The organism is Microcoleus sp. AR_TQ3_B6, from assembly GCF_036702785.1.
Classification (GTDB): Bacteria; Cyanobacteriota; Cyanobacteriia; order Cyanobacteriales; family Microcoleaceae; genus Microcoleus.
Map to the genome: position 1 here is coordinate 41,565 of NZ_JAUBVJ010000051.1, position 15,629 is coordinate 57,193.

Below are 15,629 nucleotides of genomic sequence, written 5' to 3' on the forward strand. Positions count from 1 at the left end.
CCGGGTAGCTTTGAAGTTGCCCGGTTTTTGTTTTTGGACAGAAACCCATAGAAGTAAATTCGTTGGAATTCCTGTGAAGCAAGAATCCCCACGCCTTTAGGCCCGGGAGTGTCTATTTTGCTTACAATGAAGCTAATTTTGCTGGGAAATTGAACCGTTTGAATCAAAGGTGAACGAATGGCAAAGGTTATTGCAGTTACAGAAGCTATTAAAAGTCTTGCTGAGGCTGAATCAAGGTTGAATTTGAGCAGAACTGAGGATGAGGCTTTTTTTACAGAGTGGCAAGCCCAATTGCCAAGTCCCAGCGATTCTGAACAGACTGCTTTGGATACGCTACGACGTAGATTGCTATATCATAGGGCCGATGGAGAATTGTTAGAAGGGGCAGTGACTTTGCTGGTGGCATCACCTTTGTTAGAACTGGCGGGATTCTACGATCCACCTTTCAGGATGAAGGCTGAAGCTGCAATCGAAATTGCGATCGATGATGGGGAAGAAACCCTCCGCGGACGAATTGATATCTTGATTTTGCAGAATCAGCTTTGGGTAATAGTTTTGGAGTGTAAGAAGACTACGATTTCGACGCGATCGGCATTACCCCAAGCATTGGCGTACATGATGGCAAATCCTGATTTGGATAAACCGAGATTTGGTATGTTGACGAATGGCGATGATGTGTTGTTTGTGAAACTCAGGGCTCAACCTACACCCGAATACGGCTTATCGCGGGCATTTTCGATTTATACTGTGCCAAGTGAATTGCGATCGGCTTTTCAAGTCTTGAAGCATTTAGGGCAAGGCATCACTACCGTCTAAGTTACGGTGAAGGGCGCACAACACGAATCAGTTTACCTTGCAAAGATTCTTCTGCTTTAATAGCCGCGTTGATGCGGTTAGCCAGTGCTTCCCAATTGCGATCGTTCGTACAGGCAATAATACCAGCATGATCTGGCTGTATGCGGTGCAACCGAAAGAAATCTTTACGGTTTTCGGTAAGGACAGCACGTTTTTCGCTACTAGCAAAAGCTAAAACATCCGGGTCAGGAATTTTTTGATTCGCTCTGCCTGCTTCTTGGACAGTCAAAACATCGTGTCCTAAAGCTCTTAGTAATTCTACAACAGGATAGGGGTATTGCTCATCGGCATAGAGACGTGCCATCGGCTACAAATCCTCGTCCATCACTTCATCGTTTTCCCGAATTTCTGTTTCAATTTCATCGGAGAAAGCTTCAGCATAGGCCCAAGCGTTAGCAATATCAGTAGCAGATAGCAATCGATAGCTTGTGAGTAAGTCTGCTTCGCTATAGCCAATACGACGAGCTTCTACAAGTCCCCAAACGGTGATGCGAGTTCCAGCAATACAAGCACTCCCGCCACAGACATCAGGCGTTTTTTCAATACCGCGCCAAGGAGTGATTTTGCCTTGAGTGAGGAGTTGAACGACTTGAGCTTTTTCTTCGTCAGAGAGTGCCAGGAGTTGAGGCTCTAATTCTTTCAGCGTCATGACAAACAATGGAATTGCGACTACCGATCATTCTATCGAACCGATCGCCCTATTTACCCGATCGCCCATTGCCACTCCTAGTAATTGGGGTGAAGCGCGAGAATTCCAGCAATGGTTGTATCGATTATACCGCCTGGGCGATCGCATATTGCCTAAGTACAGGTGAAATCGTGTAAAAATTTGCTTGTTGTTCTATCAAGCAGCGCCGCGATAGAGATTGCAGCGCATTTAGCAAATCTGAAGCCGGAATAATCTCATTTTCTAGCAATTTTGCCCGGTTGATTGGCTGGCTTTCTTTCGCTAATAAGGAGATTACTTGTTTTTCTAGTTCGGATAGGCGATCGAACTGCTGCTGTAAAACATCTTTCACATCTTCCGGCAACAATATGGTATCATTTGGTAATAACTCAGTCACGCCTCCTCCCAAGTCTTGAATCAGATTCGCCACGCTTTTTAACCATAGGGGGTTGCCTTGGTAGCGATGAATGAGTGTTTCACTGTTGTCGATTTCTTCTAACCCATAATCTCTCAATATTTCCCGTCCGGCGGCGATGTCTAAACCTTTGAGTTGTAAGCTACGAATGGGAGTATTTGGGTTTTTAAGTTGAGTGACTTCTCTCGGTTGTTCCCAACCGATTAACATCAAGCAGCTTTGATGGGATAATTTTTCTATTTGTTTGAATAAAGAGCGATATTCTTCGCATTCAGGTTTGTATTTTCCTGCCAATTCGCCGCTACATAAAAGGTTGTGAGCGTCATCTAAGACGATTAAACAGCGATGGTTTTGTAAATACTTAATCAGCGGTAAGCGTTTCTGGTTGGTTGGGGATAAATCTTGTTTTTCGGAATGGGAAAAAAGCTGTATTAGGTTAGATTTAAATTTTTCTATGGTGGGGAATTCGTCTAGTGTGTACCAAACTGCGTACTCAAACTCGTCTTTAATTTGTTGTACGAGTTGCACTGCTAGGGTGGTTTTGCCGATACCGCTGATGCCGGTGAGGGTTATGAGGCGGCTGTGTTGTTGTAAAATCCATGTGGTGAGGGTGTGGAGTTCGAGGGGGCGATCGAAGAAATCACCCAACTCCGGCATTTCGCTTAAATCTTGATGTAGAGTTTTGGTTTGTTTTGGGTTAGCTGTTTCCTGATTTGGTGGGTGTGAGTTTGGGATATTTGGCGGGTGTCTAGCTTCTCCACAGATGTTAAAACTACCGCTCACTACAACGTCTTGTGCAAAGTTTACAACATTAGAGTTTTGTAACCTCTCTATTGCTGAGCGAACATTCGATTTACTAACATCTTCTCCTAACTCCTGTGAAAGGATCTGCCATAATTCCGATCCGATTTCCCTGATGCGACTTTCAGAACAGCCAAAGTCTTTCGCTATTTCTTTGTATGTCTCGCGTTGTAGAGTTCCCCGCAGTACCGCTGCTTGTAAATCGTCAAGGTGCTGACCTGTTTTCTCGAAAACTATGCGATCGGCGACATTTAACATTTCTTTAAGATTCATCTGGCAGGGAGATGCGAGAGTTTTGTGTATTGTAGCTCACAACTGCCAACATTTTCGTACATTTTCGTACATTGTTGTACAAACTTAGATTAAAGTTAAAGTAAAAGCGAGGGACCAGTGGCGGCAAAATAGAACATTTTTTGCCTAGACAAACCTTGAATTTGTTAAGGATAATGGAACAAGTATTAAAAGGATGAATTGATTTATGAATTGGGAAGATTTTGCCAGTCAAGCCGGTGACGAAGTTGTAGAAAATGTTGTTGAAAAAACTATGGGCATTGATGGAAATACAGTTAAAACAGCCAAAGCGGTTGTAGAATCTGGCGCTGCGCTAGGCGCGGCTGCTAGTGCTGCTACAGGGTTGAGTGTTGCAGCAACTTCAGGAGCAGGAATTACTTCAGGCCTAGCCGCAGCAGGTGGTGTGGTTGGTGGTGGTATGGCGGCGGCTCCTGCGGTATTAGCAGCAGGCCCTGCTTATCTGGGGGCAAAAATAATGAATGAAACTTTGTTCAAAGAGCAATCGAACTTGTCTCAGGAAGAGAATAAGGCTCGTGCACGGGCAAGAACAGCTACAAACGTTGGGGCTGCTGCTGGTCTAGTTGGTGCTGGTGCTGTAACGGTAGCTGGCGGTGCCTCTGGTGCTGCAATTATGGGTACCCTTGCGGGTATCGGTGGCGTTGTCGGGGGAGGTGCAATTGCTGGTACTGCCATAGTTGCTGCTGCACCTGTTGCTGCGGCGGCTGCTGTTGGATACGGAATATATAAACTGTTTGGAGGTAAAGGGTAAAGATAGTTAGTTCAGTTTGACTTTGAAGGTCTAATTAATCTGAAGTTTAGCGGAGCACTTAATTATTATGGATGAGATAGTCAATAAGTTAGCTGGTCTAGGAGTTGCTGGTTTAGTCTTAGTTGGGCTTGTTGCAACCTCTTCTTATGCAGGAGCCGTAGCAATTACAACTTCGTTAGCTTTTTTAGGTGGTCCTTTTGGCATGATTGGGGGCGCAGTTGCTCTCACCTTGATTGCAGGCGTTTCAAGCATGATTGCAAAGGTTGGGGTTGAGACTCTAGCAAAGGCTGTAGTTCAACAGCTTAAGGAGAGTGGCAGATCGGAGAGTTCTATCATTCAAGAAATCAATAATTTTCCAATGATTACTCAAGGTCTACGTTCCCAACTACGTGAATATGTCCGCCTAGTATAAAAGGAATAAGTGTGATTGCTGCTCTCCATTAGTGCGATCGCCTTTTTTTGTAGGTTGGGTTGACGCTTGTGTCATCCCAACCTCTTTTTCTACGTACAATCTTATCCATTGCCACCATTTAAAAGTGCGCTGATTGCACGGAGGGCGATGCTTGAGTTAAAAAAAGATCGATCGCCCTATGGACAAAGATTTCTGCTAAAGTATAGCGCGTACTTAAATCAAACAGCCTACACTTGTGGAAAGAATTCCAAACGAGGCCTTAGTAGTTCGTGGCGGTCGTAATCGCCCAGAAGATATTAAACGCAGTACGGCAACTCACCCCAGCGGCATCACGGGAATTTCTGTAGAATGTGCAGTAGGATTATCTGTAGCAGAGTTAGCAGTGACAATCCCTCATGGACAAGTTGGTGTGACGACAGTAGGCGAGGTTCGATCGTCCGATGGAGATGTCATCCGTACTTCTGGCCGAAGTCCAAATCATGCAACATTAACTGGCTTAACACCAGAAAAAGCAAGTCTTCTGCTGACACCCACGATTCCTAATCCATCACAACAATCATCCTGAGTAAAGTAAAAATATGAAATATCCCAGAATCTTTGCAGATTTTCATAATGCGGATGAACAAGGTCGCCTTCGCCTAAATTGCGTTGGTACGATTGAAGATTTGAGTCGCCAAAATATTAAGTTGGAAGATGGTCAATTGCTAGCATTGTATGACGAAGAGTTAGAAGTAGATGGTACGGTGCAATATTCCCAAGAGGAAAGTCTTTGGGTTGCAGTAATTGATTGGAAGCAAATTAGGCAGGTAGATGATATGCTTGTTCAAGCAACAGTCTAGTGTGATCGCTAGCTAAATGTGGGTATCCAGTAAAAGTCTCATTCTAAAACTTCCCACAGTTCGGCGACAGGAGCAATTAAATCTCCTAATATTTCACCGCTTCCTTTCATTGTGCCAAACGCGGGGCGTGGGGTTTGGGTAGTGGCAGGATAGATAATCACTAATGGTTTCCCTTCATGGATGATGGTGAGGGGGATTTTAGTACGTTCGACCTCTATAAATAGAGTCTGGAGGGTTTGGGGTAATTCAGTCGTGGTAATTTGTGCCATTTGTTGACCGTTCACAATCTTATTTTATTTCTACTATGATAAGGCCAGGATTAGACGGAAACCGATGCTTGAGTTAAAAAAAGAGCGATCGCCCCTCGCACCAAATACCAAACACTGCGATGATTCTACAAGTGGCGATCGCCCCATAACACATAAAGAGCGATCGATGTCTGCAACCAAAAGCATCAACGTTAGTTTTAACTCACTGCAAATTCTGTAAACTGACGCATATAAGGTGGATGAAACCCAACCACAATGTCCGACTTCGGCACACCTATATTAACCAGCTCTTGTCCTAAATCGATTTCTGTTCCATTCTGCTGAATCCAGATTTTGCCATCCTTAATATCGAGATGTATAGGACAGCCGTAAACTCGCTGTTTGTTATCCCAACCCACTCGAACAACTTGATAATGATTGTGTTCTGTGTCAAAAACAACTTGCACCTCCACTTCTCCATAAGAAGGCTTGTATGCAGCATATTTCGTTAGAATTTGTTTGATACAATCCCGATATTTTTCTATTTTTTCCATAAAGCTATCACCTCTTCTTCTACGTCATAGACCAATAATTTTAACTGGTAATCTTCCACAACAGCGGTTGTAAATTCCCGCTTGAAGAAATCGTTATACGCCGTCAAAGGAATTGCCAAAAATAGCTGACGTTGGGGGTCTTTAAACTTGAGTGCTGTACGGTAGTTGATAAATTGTCCAACCGCTAAATGAAAATCTGTTATCGCTGAAGTATTCAAAAAGCTCTTGATTTCTACAGCAATTTTCTCGCCCTCCCGTTCTGCTGCCAGCAGACGTTCCGCCCCCAAATCGATTAACATATCAACTCCACCCACACTGATGGAAAGTGGGTCATCTGTAATCTGCCAACCATCCTTTTGCAAAGCAATCTTCACAACATCATGAAATTTATCCTTTGCTGACATAAAGCCCTGATGACAAACAATTATAATTATACTGGCATTAATTGAGGTGTGTGAGTCCAATTCAGGTTGTTGACTCACCGAATCAAGTCTCGCGTGCGATCGCGCTCTCGTAAGGCTTGTCCAAGGGAGTGCGAGATTCCTTCACAGCAAATACCAAACAATCCGATGATTGTACGGATAGCGAGGCTTGAGTTAAACAAAAGATCGATCGCCCCCAATCTAACTCACCACCAACAAACCCGACATATTCAGCACTTTTCCAGACCAAATCCTTCCCTGTTCTCCCACCCTCATTTGTTGTTGGGCATCCTCCCAAATCCCAGCCCAAGAATACTGCCAGCAAGCTAACTGAATCTGCCACTCAACTAACTCAGCAGGTATTTCTATCTCTGCATCTTGAGCAGTCCATTCAATAAACAGCTTACTTTCTTGCAGCAGACTTTCAATTATTTCGCCATTAGCTGCATTTTGATAGCCCGATTTAATTCGTGCTAAATTCGATGCTAAATATCCCAGACGAATCGGTAGCTAGCCTTGCAAATAGCGTTACTTTAAAGTATACCATTCTCTCATAATCCGCCTAATAACTGTTCAACGATCTGAGCAACTTGTTGTATAATACTCCGATCTTGACTTTCCATCGAACGATTGTTCTGACGGGGGGTGATATTGGTTAAAAATTCATAGCCTACATCTTGTTTAAGTGGATACCAATCTGCTCGCCAAATATCTACCGACTTGCTGCCATGTTCGAGCAACACAGCTTCGCAATCAGCGTGATGTTCTCCACCACCTGCCAAAACTCCCCGTTCGATATCCACTGCTACTTTAATATAACTCCTAAGGTTTTCTAACATTTCTTCTAGTTGCTCTTTAGTAGCGCGCTCCTGAATCAGATTAACCATCTTTCTCTATGTTTTCGATAGTATTTTTAAACTCAGCGGGCATTGGGAGAAGCAATATGCCATCACATCCAATAGGCGAGATCAGTTTCATTGTTTCCTAGCCCGACTCCAGAAACTTGGAGCAATTCTAGTTTACCTTAAAGCCGCTCACCAATACCTGTATCTTGACCGATCGCACAGATACTATTGAAGGGCGAAGGGTCTCGCCCCTCACACCAAATACCAAATAGTGTGATTATTCTACGGAGTGCGATCGCCCACTAAAAGCTATCCCCTAGGTTGGCTTTCGTCTTTCTAACCAACATACAAAACTTGACAGGGCTGGCAATGTCCACCCCCTTTACCCGTAAGATATCATAAACGAGTTTCTAGGAGGTAGCCCAGCGATGGGGAGTCAAACTATGCAAACCATCCTTTTAAGTCGTGAAGAAGTGGCACGGGGTGCAAGATAGTTCTACAAAAACAGCATCCGTCAACCAGTGGAGACGGACGAAAACATCCGCAAGATGGTCATCATCGACTTTGAATCAGGAGATTACAAAGTTGATGAAACGGGGTTAAAAGCAGCCCGCAAGGTCAGTACAAAACATCCACATTCCCGTCTATTCGGCATTCGCATAGGATATAATGTAGCTGTATTATTTGGTGGAGTAATCGAGCGTGTCTACAAGTGATTTTCGGCATGGTAATTGATAGACACGCAACCGTCACGTTGATATGAATGCTGCCCAACGGCTCAACTCTAGCGATCGAACTTGTCATCGATACAGGATTTACTGGATCTCTTTGCTTCCCTCCAGAAGCCGTTTCATTATTGAGGTTCCGTTTCATATACGATGTCCCGGCAAACTTGGGAGACAACCTCAAAGCGATTTGTTTCTAACACAAATACCCAATCCAAGCCGGCAAAACCTCCGGCGAACCGTACCACTTCCCCGGAGAACGAGGCGAATGCCAAACTCCCTCCAACACCAAATTTTCGGCCCCGTCCAAAACAGCAGCTTCCACCGGCGTAATTCCATCTCCCCAAGTTTCGCCCTTCCCCACAGTCAACTCGTAGCTTTTATACGCCAGCCAAGTCCCTAAACCCCGCTTGCCAAAAACAGCCTTCCCAGCAGCGCACACGTAGCGCACTTGCGGGTGAAAAGCCCCCGGATAGTGAATTTTGACAAAATCTAGATTTTTGCGCGTCCAGCGCTCTTGAGAGACGTGCGGCGTGCCTAAAGTGATTAAAGTATTCACACAGGGGTGAGCTTTCCACAAACCCGCGTCCTCCAGCACGTCGCCGTGAATCGTGTAAGGCTTTTCGCCCAAATAAATGCGAGAAATCCAGCCGCCGGCGGAATGACCGACGAGATTGATCTGGGGAACGCCGTATTGCTGTAACATTTGTTTGACCGTGCGATCGAGCTGTCGCAAAATTGGCACCATCGACCGCCCGCCAAAAGTCGGCAACCAATCTCCCTTGCCCAGAGGCACTGTTACTGCTGGGAAGCCTCGATCGACCATAGCTGTTTCTAATTCGCGATAGTCGGAAGCAGCAGCAAAATATCCGGGTAAAATCACGGTTGGTAATGGCATTGTCAATTTTAGATTTGAGATTTTAGATTTTGCGGCCGGAGTGCTACGATCTATTTTTCAAGTTCAAAGACGCTTGCCCAAGCATCCTTTGGATTACTAACATCTGCCACTCGTTAAACTTTTTGCTTAGGGAATATCTACTTCTATGGCTCGCGAGCCGATTCAAACATGGTATTTTACCCTAGTTGTGGTTCACTTAGAAGACCGTTTTCTACTGGTACAAGAGCGCAAGTACGAGCAGCAGTGGTATCTCCCAGCAGGGCGAGTGGAAAAAGGGGAGACTTTGCTGGAGGCTGCTATGCGCAATACCGTCGAGGAAGCGGGGATTTCCGTCATCATTGAGGGAATTCTCAGGGTAGAGCACACAGTGATGCCTAGGGGCAATGTACGCCTCCGAGTCATTTTTGTGGCTCGTCCAGAAGATAAGACGCCGCCCAAGAGCAAGCCGGATGAGCATACTTTGTGCGCTGGCTGGTATTCTCTCAAGGAATTAGACCAGTTGTCTCTACGGGGAGAGGAAGTTCGGGAAATGTTTCAATATATGGCAAGCGGGGCTCCTATTTATCCCATGGACTTGCTCACCGTCGAGGGAGCTCCTTTTAAAAATTACCGCTATCGCTGGTGAATCAAGGGAGTTTTGAGATTGCCGCCACAGTCGGTGCCTACAACGCGCAGCCACTCGGTCGGTTTTGAGTTTTTTGAACTCGTAACCGAATTGGAAACGCCGATCGATCCGTTCGAGCGATCGTGTGTAATGAATTAGTAGGGCCGCAGAACCCGGAAAAAGACGGTATGGCAGCGGCTCGTCTGTTTTTACGTTCGCCCCAGTCCTGCCCGCTTGATGCCGGGAACACGATTATCAACAATAATTGAGAAACCGGGTATAACAGAGGGCATTTGGGAATAAAGCCAAAGGCATTCGGCAAGAAAAACAATGCTTTCAGCAATTAACTAACGTCCTAACCGTATGGGCGGTGCTACAACAGATCCGAAAAATCTCGGTTCTCTGGTTGAATGCGTCAAGAAACCCGGTTTCTGGGCTTGAGTGCTTGAGTGGAGGGTCGGGGAATCTAAATAAAAGTCGATCGGGCTATTTCGATACCGACCGTGCTAAAATTATACCTTTGATTTCCCAGCAGCAACCTTTTACACCGCTCAAAATAAAAAAATATCAATTAATAACTATTAACTGCCAATTCCCAATTAGCAATTACCAATTACCAATTACCAATTCCCCATTCCCCACAGTCATGACTGACTCTTCCTCCCTAGCCAACACCCTTTCCGAACCGCTGCGCCAGCCTTTTTGGTGGGCAGCCCTAGCTTCTATCAGCCTTCACGGAGCCTTCGGAGCAAGCGCCCCAACAATCTCAAAGATAATTTATGGTGGTGGAAATTCCTCAAAAAATATCCCTGGTTCTGTCGGCTTGGTAGAACTAACTCCCGCAGAGGCCGGCCGCCTGCCACAAACCATACCACTGCGCCCGTCCAACAAGCCGTTTTCGATCGCACCTGTTCCCCTTCGGCCCTCGCCCAAGTTAGCGGCGCCCTTGCCCCCCGCACCTCCAACTATCAACTTGCCCGCCCTACCGCCGGGAATGCCCCCTCCTGGATTCTTTTCCCCTGTCCCTTATTCCGCTCTCGAGCCCTCTCCCGCCCCAACAGCCCCGCCGCCTCCGAAACCTCCATCCCCAAGTCTCAAAACGCCCCCGCAGAAACAACCGACTGTCATCCCGCAACGGCCACCGGACCAGCAATCTCTTAATTTGAGTCCCAATATCCCGCCGCCGCCGCCACTGGGGTCGGTTCCGTCACCGCTCCCGATTCGTGAGGGACTGCCAACATTTGACCAGGCGACGCCAGTCGAAGAGAGAAGAACTCTATCCGGAGAGTCCGAGCTTTCAGATCCAAACGACATCGCTTCCCCAGAGGACTTCCGACGAGGTGGCAGGTATTGGACGGGAGCCGATGGAGTAGCAAATTTACCTCAAGAAAATCCCAGTCCAAGGAATCAAACCCCAGAACCCCCCGGAACAACAGCGACGGGGCAACCAATTAATGAGAAGGATCCCTCGGGTTCAAAGTTACCCCCCGACCAAGAGAAACAGCTTGCGGCTGCAAATACGTATTTTGCTTTGTATGAGAGATTCAGAAAGGCTTATCCTGACTTGGAAATGACGGCGCCGACTCCTGTGAGTGTCCCTTATCCCCGAGCAGCTTGCTCGCAAAAACTCGAAGGAAAAGCAGTTTTCGGAGCAGTTGTCACTCCTCAAGGCTTGCTCCGCGCAGTGCCTGAGCCGATAGGTTCCACGGGTTACCGTATTCTCGACGATGCGGCTCAAACCGCGATTATTGACCCTAATTATCTAACATTTGTAGCAGCCAGCACGCACAAGCTTTACCAACTCGCTGTCGAGTTTAAGTACGACGAAAAAGTTTGCAGTGGCATTCCGGGCACCCCATCCCCCGCCCCAACCAGGCCCAACCAGGCACGCCCGCAGCCGACACCGATAGCCCCGACAGGGCCCAGACCAACAGCCCAGCCACCCTCCTCAGCGCCTTCTGAAGAGAAGCAGCCGGCTCCATCAACAAAACTGCAGCCAGGGGCCCAACCGTCGCCGCCCGCACCTCAAAAGCCTGCGGCCCAACCGTCGTCGCCCGCACCTCAAAAGCCTGCGGCCCAACCGTCGCCCTCATCTCAACCGAAACCAGCCGCAAAACAGTCGCCAGAACCTGGGCCGCAACCCGCCGAAGCTCCCCCGCAGCAGGAAGCTGCGCCATCTCCGGCCCCGGAAGTGCCACGTGAACCTAAAGCTGCGCCATCTCCCGCCCAAGAGTCCGTGCCGCCGGAAGCTGCACCACCTCCCGCCACTGAAGGGTCGCCGCTGCCGGAACCTGCGCCATCTCCCACCACTGAAGGGTCGCCTGCGCCTTCGCCTTCTCCTGCTGCTACTACCGAAAATTAATTGCTAATGGGTAATGGCTCATGGGGAATCGGGAATTGCTAATATCAAATTTGCTTGCTTCGCTATTTTGAGTATGATCTCATTGTTCGCGAGGCGTCGCAAGCGCAGGGTTTTTTAAGGGCTAGAAGTATCAACACTTTGGACAGTTTCAGGTCTTGGGCGTGGGTGCTAGAAGCCCGGTTTCTACGAGTTTTGCCAACAGAAACGAGAAATATAGCAAGAAACCGGGTTTCATCAGTCAGCGTGCGATCGCCCCCCTGGCGTTTTTGGATCGTCGCAGTCTAAAACCCTTGATTTTCCGGTGGAATATCCTGTGCGTCGTAACCCACATTCCGCAGTTCTGGCTTTGATGACTAAGGATTTTCATACATTCACTGTAGGAAAAATATCTCTGGCTACCTTTTTTAATTTTAGTATCATTATTTTGCGATTTTGGCGAGATATAATAAATTTAAATCCACAGATATTTCCTAATATTTTTTTCGACCATACCTGAATTAATTTTCCATAAATTAGACATCAAAGTTCCGGCAACATGATTGTTATGTTGCCAATTATTTGAATTTATTCAACAATATTCCCCGGTTTGTTGTCCGAGTTACCCATCTTCAACTATTAAATAATATTGACTGCAAACCTTTCCTAAATAATTTAATATCGACCGACGTTATTTTGTTAACTTGCTGATTTGTTCGGCTCCATTTATGTTGACTAAATGTAGGGCTTGGAACATCTGAAATACCCACCGCATTGTCGGTTTATTTGTCAATTTTTTCACCTGCTTTCTGATGCTGGCATTGGCTGATTCTAATTCTTGCCTCAGCTTTCTCTGGGCGAGACTATATACTAATAAACATACTCCCATTATCATGGCAATTGCTTCTACTCTCTCGGTTTTTTTCACGAAGACGCTTGAGGTGAAAAATAATGGATCTTTTAAGAATCTAAATCCTCTTTCGTTACTTTGTTGGTCTTTGTATTCTTCTAATATTTGCTGGTTGGTTATTTCGTTTTTATATAAGATGTTTGTTGCCAGTATAAATCTCCATGCTTTGATTTTTTCGGCTTATATTATTTCGGGTTTCGTTTCTATTTTACCGCTTATTTGATAGGATACTGTGTCTATATTACTAGCTTGGTTGGTGGTTAGTTGGGGTTTTTTATGGCTTTTTTCTTGACATTCACTTTCGGTAGTTTGGTGATATTTTTATGTGTTTGATAGATTTTTTAGGGCGGTTTATGCGTCGGCAACACAAGCAAATATTTGCCGGGATAGGTTGCGTAGTGAGGCTTGGGCGCTTGATTCTTGTTTGTTTACCTGTTTGTCTATTTGTTTGATGCTTGCTTGTTTCCTGAGTTCACTTTCTCTGACTAACCATCTTTGTTGGATGTTTCCATAATCGCTATTCTTTTCTGCTATTTATATCCTTTTTTGAGCTTAATTGCCATTCGCTTTCTTGGATGTTTAAGATTTTATTTGGGGCTAATTTTAGGCTTAATGGGACTCTTGTTATCCATTTGATTCCTCTCATTGCTGATAGGTTGTCCCTGGTGTATAAGGCGCTGTCTGCTACGCAGATTCCTTCAAATGTCCCCTGTTTTTTGAATTCTTTTAGTCTTGATACGAATACGCTTTTGTCGTCGATGTTTCCTGAATTTATTTTTAAATATAGTGGTATGTCTCCGTCTCCTGTTACAATCATGTCTATGATAAATTGTTTGAGGTCTGGTCGATGGTCTCTGGAATATCCGTGAACTATTTCTATTGGTTTGATTTCGGATGTTTCTGGTTCGCGTTCTTTTTCTGTTTGGTCGCTGTTTTCAACTTGGGTTTTATATTCTCCTTGTACGTACATTGAACTTCCATCTAAGTGGATGCTGTTCATTTTTACTTGGAAATTATGGGCGGCTTTCCAATACTTCTCGGTTAAGGTCTAAGCGGTACTGAGAATAAAAAAATGAAGCTCCTGGCGCTGATTACCAATACCTCGATGAACAGGTTTTTTGGACAAAAACTTGGAGCGAGGTTTTTTAACAACGCGGGGATTATTTCGACGCTGACGTTTTGGGAGCTTTTCATCTAAAATCTCGTGGCTTAGCCATTGAAAAAAAAGGGAGTTGAGATGCCTCAATATCTTGAAAATTAGGAATGGTCCGCCTCATCACATTCAGAGTACCAGTAAAGCCAATCCATAATGGTGAAATTCCCGCTGTTTCTGCCGCTTGAAACGTTAAATAACGGATGCACCAATGTCCGAGTAGCCAGCCATAAATTTCTTGAACAACTTCGCGAGGCTTGAGAGAACGAATGGGAGTTTTGCGAGCTAAAAGATGAGTTTTAAGTTCATCAATAGGACTTTCTATTTCCCATCTTTGGTGGTATTTTGCTGCTAATAATAAAGCTGTCAAGACAGTTAAATCCATCAAACTCGTAATCAGACGATAAGTTTTTGGCTCTGAATCCGAGTCCATTGTGTACTCAATGATTCTGACTTTAATCTTTATTGCACCTTATTTACGAGATTTACCATCGGGATTTATCCAACTTAAATAAGGCTCTACCGAACTTAGGATGTGAAAAAGTTAATAACTTTTATAAAAATTAACTATAAACTATAAAAATTAGGTACTGGGAAAGCAAGTATATATTGACTTACAGGTATTTTTGTGATCTAATAGAGTTAGAGTTTACAGAAATTAAAATAAAAATTATACTTATGGCCTCTAATCCTCAACTTCATCTAATGACCAAACTCCTTAATATTGAGGGAGTGACCGTCAAAAGTTATCAGATTATTGAAAATATAGGAATCACGATTTACTTAGATAATAACAACAAAAAAGCCATTGACCCCGACTGTGGGAAGAAAACTGATAAACTCCATCAAAATCATTATTATGTAGTGAGGGATTTGCCGTTTGGAGAGCAAAAAGTATATTTACAAGTAAATCGCCGTCAAATGAGGTGTGAAGCTTGCCCCAAAAAATTTAGTGAAGACTTAGAATTTGTTAAAAAAACTAGAACTTATACAGAGAGGTTGAAAAAAAAGATTTTTTCAGAATTATTAGAAAGCGATCTGAAAAATGTGGCTCAAAGGAATGGAGTCAGCGAACAAGAAATAGAAACCATGTTAAAAGAATGGGGCAAGGAATTGAGCGGACAAAAACCATCAGGATTAAAAAAGCTAGAAATTGATGAAATTGCTCTCGTTAAAGGACAGAAAAATTATTGTGTAGTTTTAGTAGATATCGATAAAAAAATTATAGTAGGAATGCTCAAAAACCGAACTCAAGTATAACTCAAAAAATACCTAGAAGCCTGGGGAGAAGAGGTTTTAGAATAAATATAGCAAGTCTATTTGAGTCATGAATGTAGAACCACCGGAAACGCTTGCGATCCTGGAATCGATTGTTTACCAATCAAATGGTTTTGCTATAGAAGAAGTCAGTAGAGATATGTGGAAGCCTTATAAAAATGTCTCAGAAGCTTTAATACCACAAGCAGAAGTTGTGGCCGATAGATTTCATGTTATGAAGCAAGTAAATGAAGAATTAGATGGAGCTATAAAAAAGATTAAGAAAGCCGCAGAAGCCTCAAAAAATAACTCGGAAAAAGCGCGAATACTCTCCGGAATAAAAAAAGTAAATATGTCTTACTAAAAAATGAAGATACTCTCACTGAAATCGAAAAAGAGAAGTTAGAATCAGTCAAAAAAGTGGCTCCTACCTTACACAAAATGCATCAATTGAAAGAAGAGTTTATCCAAACCTTTGAACCCAAAAAAGATTGGGTAGAAGGATTATTTAGTTTAAGTGATTTGTTAAAGGATGCAATTTCCGTTTTCCCCCAAAAGCTGTAGGACAATTATTAGGTGGATTGGACAAATTATTGCGTATTTTGATCGGAGGACTACTCAAGGAG

21 protein-coding genes and 2 pseudogenes are annotated in these 15,629 nt (G+C 44.4%); 12 read left to right on the forward strand and 11 right to left on the reverse strand.

Annotated features, from left to right (window positions below; all coding sequences use genetic code 11):
* Nucleotides 1-177 precede the first annotated feature (177 nt).
* On the forward strand, nt 178-816 hold the full coding sequence (locus QUB56_RS22470) for a type I restriction enzyme HsdR N-terminal domain-containing protein (protein WP_332958254.1): 639 nt from the start codon (nt 178-180) through the stop codon (nt 814-816).
* Between the two features lies 1 nt (nt 817).
* Here the strand turns inward: QUB56_RS22470 and QUB56_RS22475 are convergent, their stop codons facing one another.
* The 3 genes from QUB56_RS22475 to QUB56_RS22485 all read right to left on the reverse strand — a co-directional run bounded on the left by QUB56_RS22475 (nt 818) and on the right by QUB56_RS22485 (nt 3,011).
* Complete coding sequence (locus QUB56_RS22475; protein ID WP_332958256.1) at nt 818-1,159, reverse strand: DUF5615 family PIN-like protein; 342 nt, start codon at nt 1,157-1,159, stop codon at nt 818-820.
* Nucleotides 1,160-1,162: 3 nt separating this feature from the next.
* A complete protein-coding gene (locus tag QUB56_RS22480) occupies nt 1,163-1,504 on the reverse strand; it encodes a DUF433 domain-containing protein (protein WP_332958258.1) in 342 nt (113 codons plus the stop codon).
* Between the two features lie 124 nt (nt 1,505-1,628).
* Nucleotides 1,629-3,011, reverse strand: coding sequence for an NB-ARC domain-containing protein (locus QUB56_RS22485; RefSeq protein ID WP_332958260.1), 1,383 nt, complete (start codon nt 3,009-3,011; stop codon nt 1,629-1,631).
* 205 nt (nt 3,012-3,216) lie between these two features.
* On the opposite strand from QUB56_RS22485, the gene QUB56_RS22490 reads away from it, so the two are divergent.
* The 4 genes from QUB56_RS22490 (at nt 3,217) to QUB56_RS22505 (ending at nt 5,049) form a co-directional block, all read left to right on the forward strand.
* The gene (locus tag QUB56_RS22490) at nt 3,217-3,798 is read left to right on the forward strand and encodes an RNA polymerase subunit sigma-24 (protein WP_332958262.1); all 582 of its coding nucleotides are present in this window, start codon (nt 3,217-3,219) and stop codon (nt 3,796-3,798) included.
* Between the two features lie 67 nt (nt 3,799-3,865).
* Nucleotides 3,866-4,210, forward strand: a complete 345-nt coding sequence (locus QUB56_RS22495) for a hypothetical protein (RefSeq protein WP_332958263.1) — start codon at nt 3,866-3,868, stop codon at nt 4,208-4,210.
* Between the two features lie 235 nt (nt 4,211-4,445).
* Nucleotides 4,446-4,775, forward strand: coding sequence for a flavoredoxin (locus QUB56_RS22500; protein WP_190741369.1), 330 nt, complete (start codon nt 4,446-4,448; stop codon nt 4,773-4,775).
* 13 nt (nt 4,776-4,788) lie between these two features.
* Complete coding sequence (locus tag QUB56_RS22505; protein ID WP_332958265.1) at nt 4,789-5,049, forward strand: hypothetical protein; 261 nt, start codon at nt 4,789-4,791, stop codon at nt 5,047-5,049.
* 38 nt (nt 5,050-5,087) lie between these two features.
* On the opposite strand, the gene QUB56_RS22510 is transcribed toward QUB56_RS22505, so the two are convergent.
* Nucleotides 5,088-5,333, reverse strand: a complete 246-nt coding sequence (locus tag QUB56_RS22510) for a type II toxin-antitoxin system Phd/YefM family antitoxin (RefSeq protein ID WP_332958266.1) — start codon at nt 5,331-5,333, stop codon at nt 5,088-5,090.
* Between the two features lie 49 nt (nt 5,334-5,382).
* On the opposite strand from QUB56_RS22510, the gene QUB56_RS22515 reads away from it, so the two are divergent.
* Complete coding sequence (locus QUB56_RS22515) at nt 5,383-5,538, forward strand: hypothetical protein (protein ID WP_332958267.1); 156 nt, start codon at nt 5,383-5,385, stop codon at nt 5,536-5,538.
* On the opposite strand, the gene QUB56_RS22520 is transcribed toward QUB56_RS22515, so the two are convergent.
* The 4 genes from QUB56_RS22520 to QUB56_RS22535 all read right to left on the reverse strand — a co-directional run bounded on the left by QUB56_RS22520 (nt 5,516) and on the right by QUB56_RS22535 (nt 7,160).
* On the reverse strand, nt 5,516-5,851 hold the full coding sequence (locus QUB56_RS22520; RefSeq protein ID WP_332958269.1) for a XisI protein: 336 nt from the start codon (nt 5,849-5,851) through the stop codon (nt 5,516-5,518). The two genes, QUB56_RS22515 and QUB56_RS22520, sit on opposite strands and share 23 nt — an antisense overlap.
* Entirely contained in the window at nt 5,839-6,255 is a 417-nt protein-coding gene (locus QUB56_RS22525; RefSeq protein WP_332958288.1) for a XisH family protein, read from the reverse strand. The genes QUB56_RS22520 and QUB56_RS22525 overlap by 13 nt, the downstream gene beginning before the upstream one ends.
* Nucleotides 6,256-6,337: 82 nt before the next feature.
* Complete coding sequence (locus QUB56_RS22530) at nt 6,338-6,616, reverse strand: hypothetical protein (protein ID WP_332958270.1); 279 nt, start codon at nt 6,614-6,616, stop codon at nt 6,338-6,340.
* A gap of 208 nt (nt 6,617-6,824) precedes the next feature.
* Nucleotides 6,825-7,160, reverse strand: a complete 336-nt coding sequence (locus tag QUB56_RS22535) for a DUF5674 family protein (protein WP_332958271.1) — start codon at nt 7,158-7,160, stop codon at nt 6,825-6,827.
* Nucleotides 7,161-7,639: 479 nt separating this feature from the next.
* Between QUB56_RS22535 and QUB56_RS22540 the strand changes: the two genes are divergently transcribed.
* On the forward strand, nt 7,640-7,834 hold the full coding sequence (locus QUB56_RS22540) for a hypothetical protein (RefSeq protein WP_332958272.1): 195 nt from the start codon (nt 7,640-7,642) through the stop codon (nt 7,832-7,834).
* Between the two features lie 205 nt (nt 7,835-8,039).
* Here the strand turns inward: QUB56_RS22540 and QUB56_RS22545 are convergent, their stop codons facing one another.
* Nucleotides 8,040-8,741 (reverse strand): alpha/beta fold hydrolase, encoded by a 702-nt coding sequence (locus tag QUB56_RS22545; RefSeq protein ID WP_332958273.1) that lies wholly within the window; start codon nt 8,739-8,741, stop codon nt 8,040-8,042.
* Between the two features lie 145 nt (nt 8,742-8,886).
* On the opposite strand from QUB56_RS22545, the gene QUB56_RS22550 reads away from it, so the two are divergent.
* Both QUB56_RS22550 and QUB56_RS22555 read left to right on the forward strand, forming a co-directional pair.
* Nucleotides 8,887-9,366, forward strand: a complete 480-nt coding sequence (locus QUB56_RS22550) for an NUDIX domain-containing protein (RefSeq protein WP_332958274.1) — start codon at nt 8,887-8,889, stop codon at nt 9,364-9,366.
* Nucleotides 9,367-9,991: 625 nt separating this feature from the next.
* On the forward strand, nt 9,992-11,707 hold the full coding sequence (locus QUB56_RS22555; RefSeq protein ID WP_332958276.1) for a hypothetical protein: 1,716 nt from the start codon (nt 9,992-9,994) through the stop codon (nt 11,705-11,707).
* A 598-nt stretch (nt 11,708-12,305) separates the two neighbouring features.
* Here QUB56_RS22555 and QUB56_RS37365 read toward each other — a convergent pair.
* Both QUB56_RS37365 and QUB56_RS22570 read right to left on the reverse strand, forming a co-directional pair.
* Nucleotides 12,306-13,620: pseudogene (locus QUB56_RS37365) on the reverse strand (IS1634 family transposase); the annotation flags it as partial.
* A gap of 163 nt (nt 13,621-13,783) precedes the next feature.
* Nucleotides 13,784-14,260 (reverse strand): annotated as a pseudogene (locus QUB56_RS22570) (transposase); the annotation flags it as partial.
* 164 nt (nt 14,261-14,424) lie between these two features.
* On the opposite strand from QUB56_RS22570, the gene QUB56_RS22575 reads away from it, so the two are divergent.
* The 3 genes from QUB56_RS22575 (at nt 14,425) to QUB56_RS37370 (ending at nt 15,567) form a co-directional block, all read left to right on the forward strand.
* Nucleotides 14,425-15,006: a transposase family protein gene (locus tag QUB56_RS22575; RefSeq protein ID WP_332958280.1), complete on the forward strand. Its 582-nt coding sequence runs from the start codon at nt 14,425-14,427 to the stop codon at nt 15,004-15,006.
* 67 nt (nt 15,007-15,073) lie between these two features.
* Entirely contained in the window at nt 15,074-15,367 is a 294-nt protein-coding gene (locus QUB56_RS22580) for a transposase (RefSeq protein WP_332958281.1), read from the forward strand.
* A gap of 23 nt (nt 15,368-15,390) precedes the next feature.
* Nucleotides 15,391-15,567 (forward strand): hypothetical protein, encoded by a 177-nt coding sequence (locus QUB56_RS37370; RefSeq protein ID WP_445243387.1) that lies wholly within the window; start codon nt 15,391-15,393, stop codon nt 15,565-15,567.
* Nucleotides 15,568-15,629: the final 62 nt, after the last annotated feature.

Bases quoted from the DNA above. Each gene is read 5' to 3' on its own strand.
- QUB56_RS22575 (WP_332958280.1), top strand. From the start codon at position 14,425: ATGGCCTCTAATCCTCAACTTCATCTAATGACCAAACTCCTTAATATT.
- QUB56_RS22495 (WP_332958263.1), top strand. From the start codon at position 3,866: ATGGATGAGATAGTCAATAAGTTAGCTGGTCTAGGAGTTGCTGGTTTA.
- QUB56_RS22485 (WP_332958260.1), bottom strand. From the start codon at position 3,011: ATGAATCTTAAAGAAATGTTAAATGTCGCCGATCGCATAGTTTTCGAG.
- QUB56_RS22580 (WP_332958281.1), top strand. From the start codon at position 15,074: ATGAATGTAGAACCACCGGAAACGCTTGCGATCCTGGAATCGATTGTT.
- QUB56_RS22550 (WP_332958274.1), top strand. From the start codon at position 8,887: ATGGCTCGCGAGCCGATTCAAACATGGTATTTTACCCTAGTTGTGGTT.
- QUB56_RS22515 (WP_332958267.1), top strand. From the start codon at position 5,383: ATGCTTGAGTTAAAAAAAGAGCGATCGCCCCTCGCACCAAATACCAAA.
- QUB56_RS22555 (WP_332958276.1), top strand. From the start codon at position 9,992: ATGACTGACTCTTCCTCCCTAGCCAACACCCTTTCCGAACCGCTGCGC.
- QUB56_RS22545 (WP_332958273.1), bottom strand. From the start codon at position 8,741: ATGCCATTACCAACCGTGATTTTACCCGGATATTTTGCTGCTGCTTCC.
- QUB56_RS22505 (WP_332958265.1), top strand. From the start codon at position 4,789: ATGAAATATCCCAGAATCTTTGCAGATTTTCATAATGCGGATGAACAA.
- QUB56_RS22475 (WP_332958256.1), bottom strand. From the start codon at position 1,159: ATGGCACGTCTCTATGCCGATGAGCAATACCCCTATCCTGTTGTAGAA.
- QUB56_RS22490 (WP_332958262.1), top strand. From the start codon at position 3,217: ATGAATTGGGAAGATTTTGCCAGTCAAGCCGGTGACGAAGTTGTAGAA.
- QUB56_RS22470 (WP_332958254.1), top strand. From the start codon at position 178: ATGGCAAAGGTTATTGCAGTTACAGAAGCTATTAAAAGTCTTGCTGAG.
- QUB56_RS22480 (WP_332958258.1), bottom strand. From the start codon at position 1,504: ATGACGCTGAAAGAATTAGAGCCTCAACTCCTGGCACTCTCTGACGAA.
- QUB56_RS22525 (WP_332958288.1), bottom strand. From the start codon at position 6,255: ATGTCAGCAAAGGATAAATTTCATGATGTTGTGAAGATTGCTTTGCAA.
- QUB56_RS22520 (WP_332958269.1), bottom strand. From the start codon at position 5,851: ATGGAAAAAATAGAAAAATATCGGGATTGTATCAAACAAATTCTAACG.
- QUB56_RS22535 (WP_332958271.1), bottom strand. From the start codon at position 7,160: ATGGTTAATCTGATTCAGGAGCGCGCTACTAAAGAGCAACTAGAAGAA.